Origin of the sequence: Vibrio sp. 10N.286.48.C11 (assembly GCF_041469805.1) — a bacterium.
Classification (GTDB): Bacteria; Pseudomonadota; Gammaproteobacteria; order Enterobacterales; family Vibrionaceae; genus Vibrio; species Vibrio crassostreae_C.
Genome location: NZ_JBFRLK010000063.1, coordinates 1 through 15598, shown reverse-complemented (window position 1 = coordinate 15598; position 15598 = coordinate 1). Strand labels below are relative to the sequence as shown.

The window sequence follows — 15598 nt, the reverse complement described above, 5'->3', positions numbered from 1 at the left end:
TCATGAAACCTATTAAGCCCCTTCTTCTATCTTTAGTTGGTATCGGCGTTATTGGCTGGGTCGGATACAGTTTCTACCAAGCTTATCAACCACAGCCTGTTAAGCTTCAGGGTCAAATCGATGCGCAGCAATACAGCATTTCATCGAAAGTACCTGGCAGAATTGATGAAATATTCGTGCGTAAAGGTGATTCAGTTGAAAAAGGCGAATTGATCTTCTCTCTACTAAGCCCTGAGATTGATGCGAAGCTAGAGCAAGCAAAAGCTGGTCAGAAAGCCGCTGGTGCATTAGCACAAGAAGCAGAGAATGGCGCGCGTACTCAACAGATCCAAGCGGCTAAAGACCAATGGTTGAAAGCCAAAGCAGCTGCCGATCTGATGGACAAAACCTACCAACGTGTAAACAACCTTTACAACGATGGTGTGGTTGCCGAGCAAAAACGCGATGAAGCCAAAACACAGTGGCAAGCGGCGAAGTACACCGAAAGCGCTGCGTTCCAAATGTATCAATTAGCGCAAGAAGGTGCTCGTGACGAAACCAAAGTGGCCGCCGCTCAAAAAGCGTTAATGGCAGCGGGTGCGGTAGCGGAAGTTGAAGCTTACGCAAAAGACACACAGATCCACAGCTGGTTTAATGGCGAAGTCTCTCAGGTTCTATTGAGCAGTGGAGAGCTTGCACCACAAGGCTTCCCTGTTGTGACTATTATCGACACCAAGGATGCTTGGGCTGTGCTCAATGTCCGTGAAGACATGCTTAAGCATTTCGAGAAAGGCAGCCAGTTTGAGGCGTACCTACCGGCTCTGGATAAATCATTAACTTTCCAAGTAACTCACATTGCCGTAATGGGTGATTTCGCAACTTGGCGCTCAACAGACGCAGCTCAAGGCTTCGATTTACGTACTTTTGAAGTAGAAGCGCACCCTGTCGATACGAGCGAAACACTGCGTATGGGCATGAGCCTAGTGGTTGAGCTTTAGGTGACTTATGTCTGCTAACTCTCAATATACTGGATCGCAATCTAGAGGCTCGCAACCAACTGAGCATCATAGAGCGAAGAATACCTTGCTTAGGCAGTGGGCGATTGTCCGCAAAGACAAATGGTTGTTGTCTTGCCTAACTTGGATTCCTTTGCTGCTTGCTGCCAGTATCTGGCTGATTTTTTCACAAGGGATCGCTCGTGACTTACCGGTCGCAGTTGTCGACCTTGAGCACAGTCAAATCTCGCAACAGTTCACACGCCTTGTTGATGCTTCACCAACACTGCAAGTCACTCAGAAATACAGCTCAGCGAGTGAAGCGGCAAAAGCGATGATCGAACGTGATATCTACGGCTATGTTGTAATACCTAAACACTTTGACCGAGATATTTACCTAGGTTTAAACCCGCAGGTATCCGTGTTCTACAACAGCCAATTTATCTTGATCGGCAAATTAGTGAACTCGGCTCTGCTACAAGCTCAAGGTACGTTTAACGCTCAACTTGAAGTGGTTAAACAACTGTCACTCGGTGATACCACAGTCCAATCAGCATTAGGCCAAGCAGTAACAGTGCAAAGCCAGATCACGCCACTGTTTAACAAGAACAGCAGTTATGCTCAGTTCTTGGTGTCTGCAGTTATTCCTGCACTGTGGCAGATCATGGTTGTGGTCGGCACGATATTAGTTTTAACGGCGAACGTTAGAGCACGTGGTCTTCAAGCTTGGTTATCCAACGCACCTATGAAGTCGCTAACCTCAACATTAATACCTTATGCTGTCTTATTTTTAATGTTTGGTATCGCGTTTAGCTTTTGGTTCTATGCTCTCTTAGACTGGCCATTTAATGGCAGCTTTGTAGCATTGACCATTGCCCAAATACTGACAGTGATCAGTTGTATCATCATGGGTTGTTTGTTTTTCTTCTTAACACTTGATCCAGCAAGGGCGATGAGTTTCGCAGGTGCCTTTACTGCACCGAGTTTCGCGTTCATGGGCATTACCTTTCCAGTGACAGACATGAACACGGCTGCTCAAATTTGGAGAAGCTTATTGCCCGTGAGTCATTACATCGAAGTACAAACGGCGCAGTCTAGTTATGGTGTGAGCGCAGCACAGTCTTTGATCAGCCTCTCTTCTATGTTGTGGTACGCAGTTCCTGCTTTCGTGGTAATGTTGCTAATTAAGAAACACTTGGCGCAATCAACTCTAACTGCACAAGCAGATCCATCTACAAAAGCAGGTCTATCAGCAAAAGCAGTTTTATCTGCAAAAACAACGCCGTCAACACAGCCAGAAGCATCAGCACAACAAGGAGTAAAACGATGAGCTTTACTCAACTGCTCAAGCAAGAACTCTTAGCGGTATTGCGCAACCCTGTCGTGCTTCTTACGGTATTTGGTGGTGTGGTCTTCTATTCCTTCTTGTATCCATTGCCTTACGCGAACCAAGTTCCTCAACAACTGAAAGCTTCGGTTGTGAACTTGGATAAGAGTCAAAGCAGCTATCAATTAGAGCGTATGGTGGATGCCACCTCTCAGATCGAATTGGTCCGTCGAGACTCCACCATCGCCGATGCGAAACAAGCCGTGCTTAACCAAGAGATTGGCGGATTCCTTGTCATTCCAGAAGATTTCTATAAAGACTTGTTGCTCGGTAAGAGCCCGACACTTTCTTACGCTGGTGATGCTTCTTACTTTTTGGTCTACGGAACCATTGTTGAAGGGCTTGCCAAGGCCGGTGGTACGTTAGCTGCGCAAGTTAAGGTCAGCCATTTGTTAGTCGAAGGTGTGCCTTTAGAATCGGCAGCCAAAGGCTACAGTGCATTCAGCTTGAACCTGAAACCAACGTTTAATAGTCGCATGGGATACATCGATTACGTAGTTCCAGCCGTCTTTGTGTTGATCCTGCAACAAACCTTAGCCATGGCTTCTGGTTTAGTGGGTGCAACCCAAAATGCTCAATCGACATTTGGCTACTGGAGTAAGACCTCTCCAGCGAAATTGATGCTTGCCCGCTGTTGTACCTTAGTCGGCATTTATTACCTGTTGTCGATGTACTATTTCGGCGCTAGCTTTTCGATGTATGGGATAAACCAGCTCGCCTCAACAACACAGATCTTAACCTTACTTCTGCCCTTCTTACTGGCCAGTTGTTTGATCGGGATTTTTATTGGTGAGTTAGTGCCACGAAGAGAACTCGTCACGGTAGTAGTGTTAATCAGTTCAATGCCACTGATCTTCTCTTCAGGTTTTATCTGGCCAGTTGAAATGATGCCTGAATGGTTAGTTCTGTTATCACAGCTATTCCCAAGCACACCGGCTATCCAAGGTTTCTTAGCACTTAATCAGATGGGTGCATCTTGGCAAGCGGTGGCGTCTCAATGGACATTACTCTGGGGACAAGTTTTGTTGTGGGGTTCGTTATTGGCACTTAAGCTCTACCACAAATCCAGCAAAAGCACGGTTGGCAATAGCAATAGTGATCGAGCCGTTTAGTTTTATGTGCTATCGGAAAGTAGTCATGCTTTCCGCTCATCAAAAAAGCTCTTATAAAGGGCTTTTTTAATATCCTAAGATCCGAATACACTTTCAGCCTTAGAATGTTTATACACCTCGAAAACATATCGAATACTCGAAATCCCCTACGCGCCCTCTATGTCCCTCCAGCCCATCACTCTGAATTCTCCTTCACCCGACTCTATAGCAGCTACTGCATATGCTTTTCTCAGCATAAAAAGCATCGACTTATTCCCAAATGATGACAAAACCCGAACAATTGTAAATTCATTGTAAAAATCTCTTTGTTGGTATTATTTTTATGTATAGGATTATCAGTAGGGCTTGATATCCCGAATACCATAGTCTTATTGGTGCACATACCAAAAGGATATCCATACAAAGCAAGATCAGTACTTATATTTATTTCGTTTTTCGACCTAGCTACAGCCGTTTATGTTGCAGTCGAATGAAGTAGATATACCGCTGAGATATACAAATCAAATAGAAAACAAACACAACAGCAACAAACATAATTTATTAAAAAGACAGGGAAAACCATGAAAAACATACGTGAATTATTTTTTGGGTTTATATTATTGTTTAGTTCCAGTGCATTTGCAGAAGAAGGATCATTTAACCAAGCTATCAGCAACTTAAGTCAAAGTGTTGATGGGTTTTTCAACGAATACACAGGTTGGTTCGTTGGGCTGATATTTAAAAGTGTACCGATTGGTGAAGCTAACTTTCCAGTGATTGTTGGCTGGCTGTTGCTCGCTGCGATCATCTTCACTGTTTATTTTGGCTTTGTTCAATTTAAACGTGTCGGCATGGCGATAGACATTATCAAAGGTAAGTATACCGATCCTAACTCTAAAGAGGACGGCGAGGTTTCTCACTTTCAAGCGTTAACAACGGCGCTTTCTGGTACTGTCGGGCTTGGTAACATTGCCGGTGTAGGTGCTGCACTTGCGATTGGTGGTCCTGGCGCGACATTCTGGATGATCTTGTGTGGCCTTCTGGGTATGGCTTCTAAGTTTTGTGAGTGTACTTTAGGTGTGAAATACCGAACTATCCTACCTTCAGGTGTTGTTTCGGGCGGTCCAATGTACTACCTAAGCCAAGGCCTGGGTGAAAGAGGTTTAGGTGGACTAGGTAAAGTGCTCGCTATTGGTTTCGCATTAATGTGTATTTTAGGCGCATTGGGCGGCGGTAACATGTTCCAAGCTAACCAAGCACACGCCATGTTAACTTACGCATTTGATGTACCAAGTGAATACGGTGTGATCACTGGCCTTGTACTTGCCTCTTTAGTTTTCTCTGTGATTGTTGGTGGTATGCCTTCTATCGCATCGGTAACAGAAAAAGTTGTTCCTTGGATGGCTGCTCTGTATATCGGTATGGCTCTGATTGTTATCGGTTCTAACCTTGATCAAGTTGGCCCTGCGTTCAGCGCAATCTTTACAGGTGCATTTACTGGTGAAGGTGTTGTTGGTGGATTTATTGGTGCGTTAATTCAAGGCTTGAAACGTGCAACGTTCTCGAACGAAGCAGGTGTAGGTTCAGCAGCTATCGCTCACTCAGCGGTTAAAACAAAAGAACCAATCACCGAAGGTCTAGTATCACTATTAGAACCGTTCGTTGATACGGTAATCATTTGTACAATGACCGCATTGGTTATCACTATTGCTGGCTTAAACGTAGGTCCATTCGATGGTTCTGGTTTAACGGGCGTAACGCTGACTGCTGCATCGTTTACTGAAACGGCAGAAGTATTCAAATACACACTCGCTCTCGCGGTAATTATGTTTGCGTTTTCTACCATGATCTCTTGGTCGTACTACGGTCTTAAAGCTTGGACTTACCTATTTGGTGAAGGCAAAACAACAGAGCTGATTTTCAAAGTGATGTTCTGTGTGTTTGTTGTTATTGGTGCCACGATTCAATTTGGTGCGGTAATCGACTTCTCTGATGCGGCTATCTTTGCGATGTCTATCTTCAACATTCTTGGTCTGTACTTCTTGATGCCAGTTGTGAAGAAAGAACTGCAATCGTTTGTTGCTCGTGTGAAATCAGGCGAAATCAAAACGTATGAGAAATAACGTTTAGTGGAATGAGGTTTTGCTCTAGTAGCTAACTGCATTCTAAGAAACGACACAGCTCTAAAAACGAAACTGTTCTAAAAATTTTTGTAAGACCCTTTGCTTGAGAAAGCGAGAACAGGACTGCAACTTATCCAAAATCCCTACCAGCTTGGCTTGTGGGGATTTTTTATGTCTGAACGATTAGGCGAATAACTACCTTCAATGCCCTGCTCACTCTTTTCACCCTTTTCACTCTGTTCATCATCGTGTTCAACATCGACACGACGAACCAACTCTTCTACTTTGATCATCTCTTTTTGCGCTAATGGCGAGCGACAATCATCGAAACAATAAGCTATGGTGCAGTTCTCACAAAGATACTCTGGCATCACTCCATCCCTTGTCGTCAAAGCAGCCAAATGCGAGCTAGCAATCGACTGCGTGTTCATCCTGAACAACACTATTATGCAGCGACTCTGAGCTGAAAATATGTATGCAAAGTCATTTAATAGACAACAAGTAACATATCATTGTGGATATACGTAACTATTCACAAATATCTAAGCAAACAATGAAAACACGCAAATAATCAATAATGAGAAAGCACCGGATCTATGCTCTCGACAAACGCAAAACGCCCACATCACGTGTGTGATGTGGGCGTTTCAATATTTAGTGCAAAACTAACGTTAGGTTGGTAAAGCCTTCGGCTTATAGACCCATCTCTTCAGTGAGAGTTTTGATCTGTTTGAGGTCCATGGTGTGGACTTCAATCATTTGTCTTATATCACTCAGTCGAGAGTTAGCGTTATCTTGCTTCTCACACGCGTCAGATTTCGCATCCCATGATGTGCCATCTAAGTAAACATCACACGCTTTCTTAAGAGAACCAAGATTCTGCTCGAGTTGATCTCTTTCTTTCTCAAGTTTTTCAAGTTCTTGAGAAATCTGTAATTCTTTTCGGAAAACTTCACGCGCACGCTCAAACAAAGTCGATTGCATGTCAGCCTGACGATTAAGTTTCTGGTTGTCTTGCTGAGTTTGCTCTAACGTTTGCTTCTGTTCATTTAGCTGTTGCTCTAACGAGTAGTTCGCCTTCTCTAAAACCGAAGACTGCTTCGCTAATTCCTGGAGCTCTTTTTGATGCTCTTCCGTTTGTTTCACTAGAGCGGCTTCTACTTTCGCATCGATTTCGGTATCAACTTTTGCCACTTTAGTTTCAACGGATGTCATCAACTGTGCTCTGCTGTCATGCAGTTCTTGATAACGAGTTTCGAGTACCTGGTAAGTGGACTCCCACTTAGAAGCCGTAACTGTAGAACCAATTAAGCCACCCAGTGCTAAACCTATAACCGCAGCAATGCCGATATAGAGCTGACTGCGCTTATCGCGTTCTTCAATAACAACCACTTCATCTTGTTCGCTTTGTCCAGATTGCTGGTTCACTAGCGGGTACTCCCAAAAATTTGTTTAACGTTACGCGGTCACTGGCACGAATGCCAATACTGATAGTGTAGGCTCAGTTAAACCTATCGCTCAAGCCAGAAGCACTTAAGCTCTGCTAACACATTCATCCCACCTGTTTACAGGCACGCTTAACGAGTTAACTCCGAAATCATCAAGCTGGCAGTATACAAAAGGAAGCTGCTAACGATAACTATCACTACCCATTTTTGCAGTTTTTCGTTTGTCCGGTAACGAAATAGTACAAATGCCAAAGCCAATAAAAAAACAATCGCTATTAGTCGAGTCATAACTCCTCCTTGTTTCTCTATTTTATACCATTTAAATAAGCAAGTTACGTCAGAGACTCGTTGTTTGATCATTTAGTTGAACAACATTTGTGCAAACAGATATTTTGTAGCTGACATCACATTTTATATGATCTAGGATACGCCTACAGATTACCTAATTATTTAGGTAATTGTTCCGATGAAGACTGCAGGAGAGTGGTTTTTAACTAAATATTAACATTTAGTTAGATTGACCCACCGAAGAAGTAAATCTTTCAGGTACTTTATGCTGGAGAAATCCAGAAAAGTGAGGACTGTCGTTGGAGGAACCTCTGGAGAGAACCGTTAGATCGGTCGCCGAAGGAGCAAGCTTAGTGCCCGTTACTTATTCTATAAGTGATTCGCTAAGTGAAACTCTCAGGCAAAAGGACAGAGGAGTGGAAAGCAACAGCCTTAATTAACAAAAGAATTCTATCTAGAAATCCGTATGTATTAAGTAGTGCTCCCGATCCCTGTGATCTGCACTGCCTTCCCTCTTCTCCTTAAATTTTTAATTTATTAAGGGGAATCTATGAACCACCTACAAGCTACACTGCAAACCATCAACCAATTCGTTTGGGGACCACCACTACTTATTCTGCTAGTGGGTACAGGTATCTACTTTACTTTTCGCTTAGGCTTACTCCAGTTTAGACACCTCCCAACCGCACTGAAAATGGTGTTCAGCAAGGACAAATCCGGTACGGGTGACGTATCGAGTTTCGCGGCTTTGTGTACTGCACTTTCAGCGACCATTGGTACAGGTAACATCGTGGGTGTAGCGACCGCAATCAAGATTGGTGGCCCTGGCGCCCTTTTCTGGATGTGGCTTGCCGCTGTATTTGGTATGGCGACCAAATACGCAGAATGTCTACTTGCCGTTAAATACCGCAGAACCGATAGCAATGGCGAAATGGTTGGCGGCCCAATGTACTACCTGCAATACGGTGTCGGCTCACGAATCTTGGCGGTAATGTTCGCTGTCTTCGCGCTCGGTGTTGCTTGCTTCGGTATCGGTACCTTCCCACAAGTCAACGCTATCTTAGACGCAACTCAAATCTCATTTGGCGCTTCTCGTGAGATGTCTGCTGTCGTTCTTACGATATTGGTGGCGGTTGTAACCCTTGGTGGTATCCAATCTATCGCTAAAGTGGCAGGGAAAGTTGTTCCTACTATGGCGGTTATGTACGTCGTCGCGTGTTTAAGCGTTCTAATTTCAAATGCAGACCAACTACTGAATGCTATTACCCTTGTTGTTACTTCTGCGTTTACCAACACAGCAGCAACCGGTGGTTTCTTTGGCGCGAGCATCATGCTTGCTATCCAATCAGGTATCGCTCGGGGTGTGTTCTCGAACGAATCTGGCCTAGGTAGCGCACCAATGGCTGCAGCAGCGGCTAAAACAGACTCATGTGTGAAACAAGGACTTGTCTCCATGACAGGTACCTTCTTCGACACCATCATCATCTGTACGATGACAGGCTTGGCGCTTATCTTAACGGGTGCTTGGCAGACGGACCTTTCAGGCGCTGCGATGACCACTCACGCATTCGCTGTTGGTCTGAATGCAGATACCCTTGGCCCTATGTTGGTTTCTGTTGGCTTAATCTTCTTTGCGTTTACAACAATTTTAGGTTGGAACTACTACGGTGAGCGCTGTGTTGTGTTCTTGCTAGGCACCAAAGCAGTCTTGCCTTACAAGATTATCTTCATCGCCTTGGTGGCTTCTGGTGCATTCTTGAAGCTCGACATGATCTGGATAATAGCTGATATCGTGAACGGCCTAATGGCAATTCCGAACCTAATCGGGCTTATCTTGCTGCGCCACGTTGTTATCGAAGAAACCAAGCTATTCTTCAAACCGTTAACTTCTTCAAAAGATTGTGAAGCAGTTAAAGCGTAACCTGAATTGATTGAATACCAAGCCCGCACTCAACTGCGGGCTTTTTTATTTTCATCACATAGCGAAACGTCTTAAATTATTATGCAGCACATATGCCCTTATAAATAACAAGAATATTAAATCGACTACTATGCGATTTAATAAAGCCAATAGAAGACTAATAAAAAGGACACTAATAAAACCAACACTTAATTAGATATTACTTATATTTAACAGATTGTGCGTTGGTGTAAGGCATTTTGTCACAAACATATTAAATTTCTTTTTGTTTCAACAACACAAAAAACCAGAAGAATAAAACATGTGACTTTAATTCATATATTAGTCAGTTTATAGTCATCTACATTGTAGATAGAATTATAATAAAAATAAAACGTTGGCTATATGATCAGATTCGACCCGATTAAAAACCGTATTTATAACGATGAACGTTCTATTAAAGTAGGATACCGTGAAACTCGAGTTCTGGAGTTATTACATAAAAACTCACCCGATATTGTTAACAAACAAGATATTATTAGCTTCGCTTGGGGAAACGAGTTCATAGGGGATACGTCACTAGCGAAAAGTATAAGTTTACTGCGCCAAGGGTTCGTTAGATTAGGCATCAAAGAAACCCCAATCGTCACCGTTCCTAAGGTGGGCTATCGCCTTATCGATGAGTGCGTGGTAATCGACTCCCCCATCAATAATGCAGCCACAACTCCCCTTACTGATGCGAGCAACCTAATACCCGTCGGCAATAACGGTATTGCTATCGGTGCAGCCGTTGCGGTCGAACCTCAGCCTAACCCTAAACAAAGTTCGTCGGCTTACTTTCCCACTGCTGAAAACCGAAACAAGTTGTGCTACTTCACCACTGGCTGCTTACTGTTGGCATCAGCGTTATTGGCTTTTGCTAAGGTTAGTGAGAGAAACCTCAGCGATATCAACCCCGTTAACCGGCTCAGTGAGCGATGGATAGGTCAAATACAAGTTTTCCAAGCCCCTGAAATGGCGATGACGCCAGAGCTAGAAAGCATTCTCTATCAGTATCAATGTGATTGTGTGGCGTACATTAGCGAGGAAGCGAAATATTCAGAGCTCTCTATTCTCAACAAAGCCACACGCCAGTCCGTCAACATCTTTTACACGCCAACCCAACTAGATCAAGCCAGTACCGAACTGGCGTTATTCCTAGAAAGAGGTCAATTATGATGCCAATCGTTGCGCTCATTTCTGCATTCGTTCTATTGGTTGGCATATGGAGTATCCCTTCGCCCCAACCAAAAGAAGAGCATCGCTACCAACATAGCGTGGTGGACCTAATAGTGAATGACAATGTATTACGTACCGACGGGTTAACGAAAATAAGTAACAACAAGGTGCTGCACCTGATGTCCGTTCAAGATGACAACATGCCCGACCCACTTGTTCTGCGATTCAGGGGAACAGCCCGCCCTTCTCAATCACTTTTCTTTTCTATTTCTGGCACCATCGACTTAGTCTCTGTGCAAAAAATAAATAAAACAATGAATGACAGCCGATTGTCGCCTTACCTGTTAATCAACAATGACCCATTAACGGTAAAGATTGATATCTTAAGTTCGAATGATTTATTTGCCATCATTAAAACGTGTAATACAGGCCGAACGCAACTTCTGGCCAAACGATAATTAGAGATAATTTAACCACTAGCAACAAGTGCCCTATTATCAAGTAGCAAGATTTTCCGATATTACACATAAAAACCGGATGGTTATTTTCATTATTTTATCAGTAATACAATTATTATCGTCTTCCTTACATTAAGGGTTTGCATTTTAAAACCGATAGCAAATCAAAATATTCAAGTTAGATTTTTACTCCTTATCACTCACTACTTGCCCACCTTAAAACTACGAGCATTGTGAATGGTTATATCTGTTCTTCTAATTAACCATTCATACAAGCGCCAAAAATAACGTCAAATAATTTTGACGTCTAAGCCCGAATAATGGGCCTTCATTTTTCTAAAAACGGTTTGAGCCCCATCAAACAATTTACGTTCAGTTGCATACTCTTTCACCGTAAAAACACTAATGACAATACAAGTCATTGAATTAATTTGGCAATTTAATTCAACCCTTTTCAGTATCTATCTATTTATCAACATGAAAAAGTGAACTTGTCTTGTTAACTGCACGGCACACAAAACATTATCAAAATAGAAAAATTACAAATGAGGGAATTGTTAATGATCACAGTAAACAGAAGTCTCTTAGCAACCGCAGTGTTGTCTGTTCTATCAACCGGTGTAAATGCGAAGATTTACCCAGACCAAATAGTGTTTGACCAACTTGGTGAAGATGTATGTCGCTCTGGTTATCGTCCTATAGACCGTTATGAAGCCGAAGAGCAGAAGAGTGCTTTGGTCGCTCGTATGGGCACTTGGCAGATCACCGGGTTAAAAGGAAACTGGGTAATCATGGGGCCGGGTTATCATGGCGAAATTAAGCAATCAAGCAGTGGGTCAACGTTCTGTTACCCAAACAACGACCAATCTGAAATCCCTAACTATTCCGCCAAATCGGTTCAGGAAGGCAGCGAAATCGATGTTCAGTATGAATTAGTGAACAACCGTAACGACTTTGTTCGCCCATTAAGCTATTTAGCCCACAACCTAGGTTACGCATGGGTTGGCGGTAATAACAGTCAGTACGTTGGCGAAGACATGACGATAAAGCGCTCTGGCAACAGCTGGGTGATACAGGGAAATAACAATGGCTCTTGTAGTGGGTATCGCTGTGATGAAAAAACCAAAATCACCGTCGACAATTTTGCCTACACCGTTAACGATGACAACTTTTGGCATGGTGATGTTGTCGAGTCGGACCGTGAACTAGTGAAGACGGTTTACGCGACGGCAAGAAACAACAGCAATATCGCGCAACAAGTGGTGGTCGACCTAAAAGTAGACGAATCAACAAACTGGTCGAAAACGAACAGTTATGGGTTCTCACAGAGCGTTCAAACAGAGAACACCTTCAAGTGGCCTTTGGTTGGCGAAACTAAGCTCACCGTTAAGTTCGAGGCTAACCAAAGCTTCGCGGAAACAAATGGCAACTCCACTAGCGAGCAAGTAACACTTCAAGCGCGTCCTATGGTTCCAGCAAACTCAGAGCTACCGATTCGAGTTGAGCTGTATCGTTCAAGCATTTCTTACCCGTACCGATTCAACGCCGATATTAGCTACGATGTTGAATTCAACGGCTTCCTTCGTTGGGGTGGCAACGCGTGGCACTCCCATCCAGATAACCGCCCATACAAGGCTCATACCTTCACCATGGGTCGTGGCAGCAGTGAATCTGCCGACATTCGCTACCAATGGGATCACCGTTACATCCCAGGTGAAACAAAATGGTGGGATTGGGGCTGGGCGATTAAAGAAGCTGGTTTATCAAGCATGCAATACGCGACTGGCGGAAGCTTGCGCCCATTCCACTCTTACGTGTCTGGTGATTTCTACGCTGAATCTCAATTTGCAGGTACTATCGAAATTGGACAAGCAACACCAATCACTAACAATCTACGCAGCAAAAGAAGTACTGATTCCGTCAACGAATCTACTGAGCGCATTGGCGACATCGAAGTTACCACCAACTTTAATGCCGATGAGTTGAGTGACTTAGGTTTCGAAGGTGCTGAGATGAACATTAGCGTCGTTGAATAACTGCGCTGTTGAATAAGATCGGTACAAAGATCTACCAGTATTAAAGCACAAAGCCCACGACACATCGTGGGCTTTCATATATTCATGTTCAACTGGAAAACGGTGAACTACACAGGCTCTTCCATCAGAAGCTTAACACCCAGCCCAACCAGCACCATGCCCGTCACGCCTTCCATCCACTTCATAAAACTCGCGTTCTTGAGCAAGTTTTTAGCGGAATTAAGTGCACCAGCCAAACCACACTGCCACACCATCGCAATCATAAAGTGTACCGAAGCCATCAACATAGATTGCAATAAAGGCGAACCTTCAGGGTTTACAAATTGAGGTAAAAAGGCCAGATAGAAAACTGCTGTTTTTGGGTTAAGAACGTTAGACAGAAAGCCTTCACGCAAAGAACGCTTTGCACTGTAAGCCTGCTGAGCTTGTTCACCTACCTTCAAACCGCCACCGTTTTTCATCAAAGCTCGCAAACTGCTTAAGCCAAGCCAGATGAGGTAAACCGCACCCACCATCTTAACGGCTTGAAAGAGTTCAGCGGACTGGGCGAGGATTGCAGATATACCCACAGCAGAGAAAAACGCGTGTACATACAAGCCGCTACAAATACCAAAGCTCGTCATACAACCGTCAGCTAAGCCAGAGCGGCTGGTGTTGCGAATCACCAAAGCCGTATCTAAGCCCGGCGTTAGCGTTAAAATAGTGATGGCAATTAGAAATGCCTCAAAGTTCAAAATATCCATATCATTGTCATTCTTGTTCAGCAATCTATCATCAATACCGTGTATCTGAACAATTCGCAAGCAACAATTACCACCAGCTATACAACTCACTGATTTTGTGCACAATAGAACAGTTTAATTTGTTAAGAAATAGTAAATTCAAGGCATCGTATCGCCTCATGCTTTTCTCGCTATATCTTCGACTGCGAAGGTCGGCGTCATTAAAAAGCAAAGCCATAATCAAAGTACACGAGATGAACCTTAACGCTGACGCAGCCCTAAGGATCATTTAAAGAAACCAAATTAAGAGTAGTCAAATGAGCGCATTCAAAAAACTAGTCGAACACTCTCAAAAATGTTCACGCTTTCAACACCTAGCTTCTATTTGTGGTTGGGACCAAGCTTCAATGATGCCAGCAGGTGGTAACCAAGCTCGTAGTGAAGCGATGGCCGAGCTTTCTGTTCATATTCACGGCTTAATGACTCAACCACAGCTTGGCGATTGGATTGCAGACGCTGAAAATGAAGCGCTGAACACTGAGCAACAATCGTCACTTCGTGAAATAAAACGCCAGTGGCAACAAGCAAACCTACTTCCAGAAAAACTGGTTGAAGCGAAATCTCTATCGGGTTCAAAATGTGAACATGCGTGGCGTAGCCAACGCGGTAACAACGACTGGGTTGGATTCGAAAAGAACTGGCGTGAAGTGGTTGAGCTTTCTCGTGAAGAAGCGCAGATTCGCGCAGACGCAGCCAATCTAACGCCTTATGATGCGATGCTGGATATTTATGAACCGGGCACCAGCTCTACTTCACTTGATACCCTATTTGCAGACGTTAAAACTTGGCTTCCAGGTTTAATTGATGAAGTGATCGAAAAACAATCGAGCGAGCAATTTAACGCACCATCAGGTATCTATTCGACCGAGAAACAGAAAGCACTGGGTTTAGAAGTCATGAAGCTGCTTCAGTTCGATTTTGAACACGGCCGATTGGATGAAAGTGTTCACCCATTCTGTGGCGGCGTCCCTTCAGACGTGCGTATCACAACACGCTATGACGAAGCGGAATTCGTTCAAAGCTTAATGGGTATTGTGCATGAAACAGGCCACGCACGTTACGAACAAGGCTTACCAAAACACCTAGCAGGACAACCAGCGGGGGAAGCTCGTTCTATGGGCATTCATGAATCTCAATCTTTATTCTTCGAGATGCAAGTCGGCCGCAGCGACCCGTTCATTGGACACTTAGCGAACTTGGCTGGTCAGCAATTCTCAGGCTCAGAATTTGAGAAAGAGAACTTCCAGAAGATCTACACGCGCGTGAAGAAAGACTTCATCCGTGTTGATGCCGATGAACTGACCTACCCTGCGCACGTTATCTTACGTTACGAAATTGAACGTGACTTGATCAACGGCAAGATCAAACACACCGACGTTCCAGAGTTATGGAATACCAAGATGCAGTCATACCTTGGCTTAAGCACTCAAGGCAATTTCACTAACGGTTGTATGCAAGACATCCACTGGACAGACGGCGCATTTGGTTACTTCCCATCGTACACATTAGGTGCGATGTACGCGGCGCAGTTCATGGCTTCAATGAAGAAAACGGTAGATATAAACTCTGTGATTGAAAGCGGTGACCTATCCCCTATCTTCACTTGGTTAGAATCAAACATTTGGAGCAAAGGCAGCCTGCTGACCACTGATGACTTGGTGAAAGGTGCAACGGGCGAAACCTTGAATGCGCAATACTTCAAAGACCATTTGAGAAGTCGTTATCTGTAGATAAAACGCCCAACTACATTGAAGGTTTCTACTTGCAGAGCTTGCTGTGTAAGTAGAACCAAGCTGAAAAAAGCATAGTACAAGTATTGTAAGTCAAAAGTCACAATTATGGCTGAAGGGTAGCTTTGGTTCTAACTAGAAAAGGTCGGGTAGACGACACTTG

At 43.9% G+C, this 15598-nt stretch carries 12 protein-coding genes and 1 riboswitch; of the genes, 9 read left to right on the top strand and 3 right to left on the bottom strand.

Annotation, left to right across the window (positions count from 1 at the left end; all coding sequences use genetic code 11):
- Positions 1 to 2 precede the first annotated feature (2 nt).
- The 4 genes from AB4209_RS16285 to AB4209_RS16270 all read left to right on the top strand — a co-directional run bounded on the left by AB4209_RS16285 (position 3) and on the right by AB4209_RS16270 (position 5575).
- Positions 3 to 977, top strand: coding sequence for an HlyD family secretion protein (locus tag AB4209_RS16285; RefSeq protein ID WP_372056484.1), 975 nt, complete (start codon positions 3 to 5; stop codon positions 975 to 977).
- Positions 978 to 984: 7 nt separating this feature from the next.
- Complete coding sequence (locus AB4209_RS16280; protein WP_372056482.1) at positions 985 to 2304, top strand: ABC transporter permease; 1320 nt, start codon at positions 985 to 987, stop codon at positions 2302 to 2304.
- Complete coding sequence (locus AB4209_RS16275) at positions 2301 to 3473, top strand: ABC transporter permease (RefSeq protein WP_136982890.1); 1173 nt, start codon at positions 2301 to 2303, stop codon at positions 3471 to 3473. Before AB4209_RS16280 ends, AB4209_RS16275 begins: the two co-directional genes overlap by 4 nt.
- 560 nt (positions 3474 to 4033) lie before the next feature.
- Positions 4034 to 5575: a sodium:alanine symporter family protein gene (locus AB4209_RS16270; RefSeq protein ID WP_017059723.1), complete on the top strand. Its 1542-nt coding sequence runs from the start codon at positions 4034 to 4036 to the stop codon at positions 5573 to 5575.
- A gap of 143 nt (positions 5576 to 5718) precedes the next feature.
- Here AB4209_RS16270 and AB4209_RS16265 read toward each other — a convergent pair whose 3' ends face one another.
- Positions 5719 to 5946, bottom strand: a complete 228-nt coding sequence (locus AB4209_RS16265; RefSeq protein ID WP_065584878.1) for a hypothetical protein — start codon at positions 5944 to 5946, stop codon at positions 5719 to 5721.
- A gap of 322 nt (positions 5947 to 6268) precedes the next feature.
- Complete coding sequence (locus tag AB4209_RS16260; protein WP_017059725.1) at positions 6269 to 7003, bottom strand: chromosome segregation ATPase; 735 nt, start codon at positions 7001 to 7003, stop codon at positions 6269 to 6271.
- A 609-nt stretch (positions 7004 to 7612) separates the two neighbouring features.
- Positions 7613 to 7733, top strand: a riboswitch (glycine riboswitch).
- A 128-nt stretch (positions 7734 to 7861) separates the two neighbouring features.
- Between AB4209_RS16260 and AB4209_RS16255 the strand changes: the two genes are divergently transcribed.
- The 4 genes from AB4209_RS16255 (at position 7862) to AB4209_RS16240 (ending at position 12923) form a co-directional block, all read left to right on the top strand.
- The gene (locus tag AB4209_RS16255; RefSeq protein WP_048606947.1) at positions 7862 to 9232 is read left to right on the top strand and encodes a sodium:alanine symporter family protein; all 1371 of its coding nucleotides are present in this window, start codon (positions 7862 to 7864) and stop codon (positions 9230 to 9232) included.
- Positions 9233 to 9616: 384 nt separating this feature from the next.
- A complete protein-coding gene (locus tag AB4209_RS16250) occupies positions 9617 to 10429 on the top strand; it encodes a transcriptional regulator (protein ID WP_372056479.1) in 813 nt (270 codons plus the stop codon).
- Positions 10426 to 10887: a hypothetical protein gene (locus AB4209_RS16245; RefSeq protein WP_048616408.1), complete on the top strand. Its 462-nt coding sequence runs from the start codon at positions 10426 to 10428 to the stop codon at positions 10885 to 10887. Before AB4209_RS16250 ends, AB4209_RS16245 begins: the two co-directional genes overlap by 4 nt.
- A 560-nt stretch (positions 10888 to 11447) precedes the next feature.
- A complete protein-coding gene (locus AB4209_RS16240; protein WP_372056477.1) occupies positions 11448 to 12923 on the top strand; it encodes an aerolysin family beta-barrel pore-forming toxin in 1476 nt (491 codons plus the stop codon).
- A 107-nt stretch (positions 12924 to 13030) separates the two neighbouring features.
- Here the strand turns inward: AB4209_RS16240 and AB4209_RS16235 are convergent, their stop codons facing one another.
- Entirely contained in the window at positions 13031 to 13666 is a 636-nt protein-coding gene (locus tag AB4209_RS16235) for a LysE family translocator (RefSeq protein WP_017058961.1), read from the bottom strand.
- A 296-nt stretch (positions 13667 to 13962) separates the two neighbouring features.
- Between AB4209_RS16235 and AB4209_RS16230 the strand changes: the two genes are divergently transcribed.
- Positions 13963 to 15435: a carboxypeptidase M32 gene (locus tag AB4209_RS16230; protein WP_017066275.1), complete on the top strand. Its 1473-nt coding sequence runs from the start codon at positions 13963 to 13965 to the stop codon at positions 15433 to 15435.
- Positions 15436 to 15598: the final 163 nt, after the last annotated feature.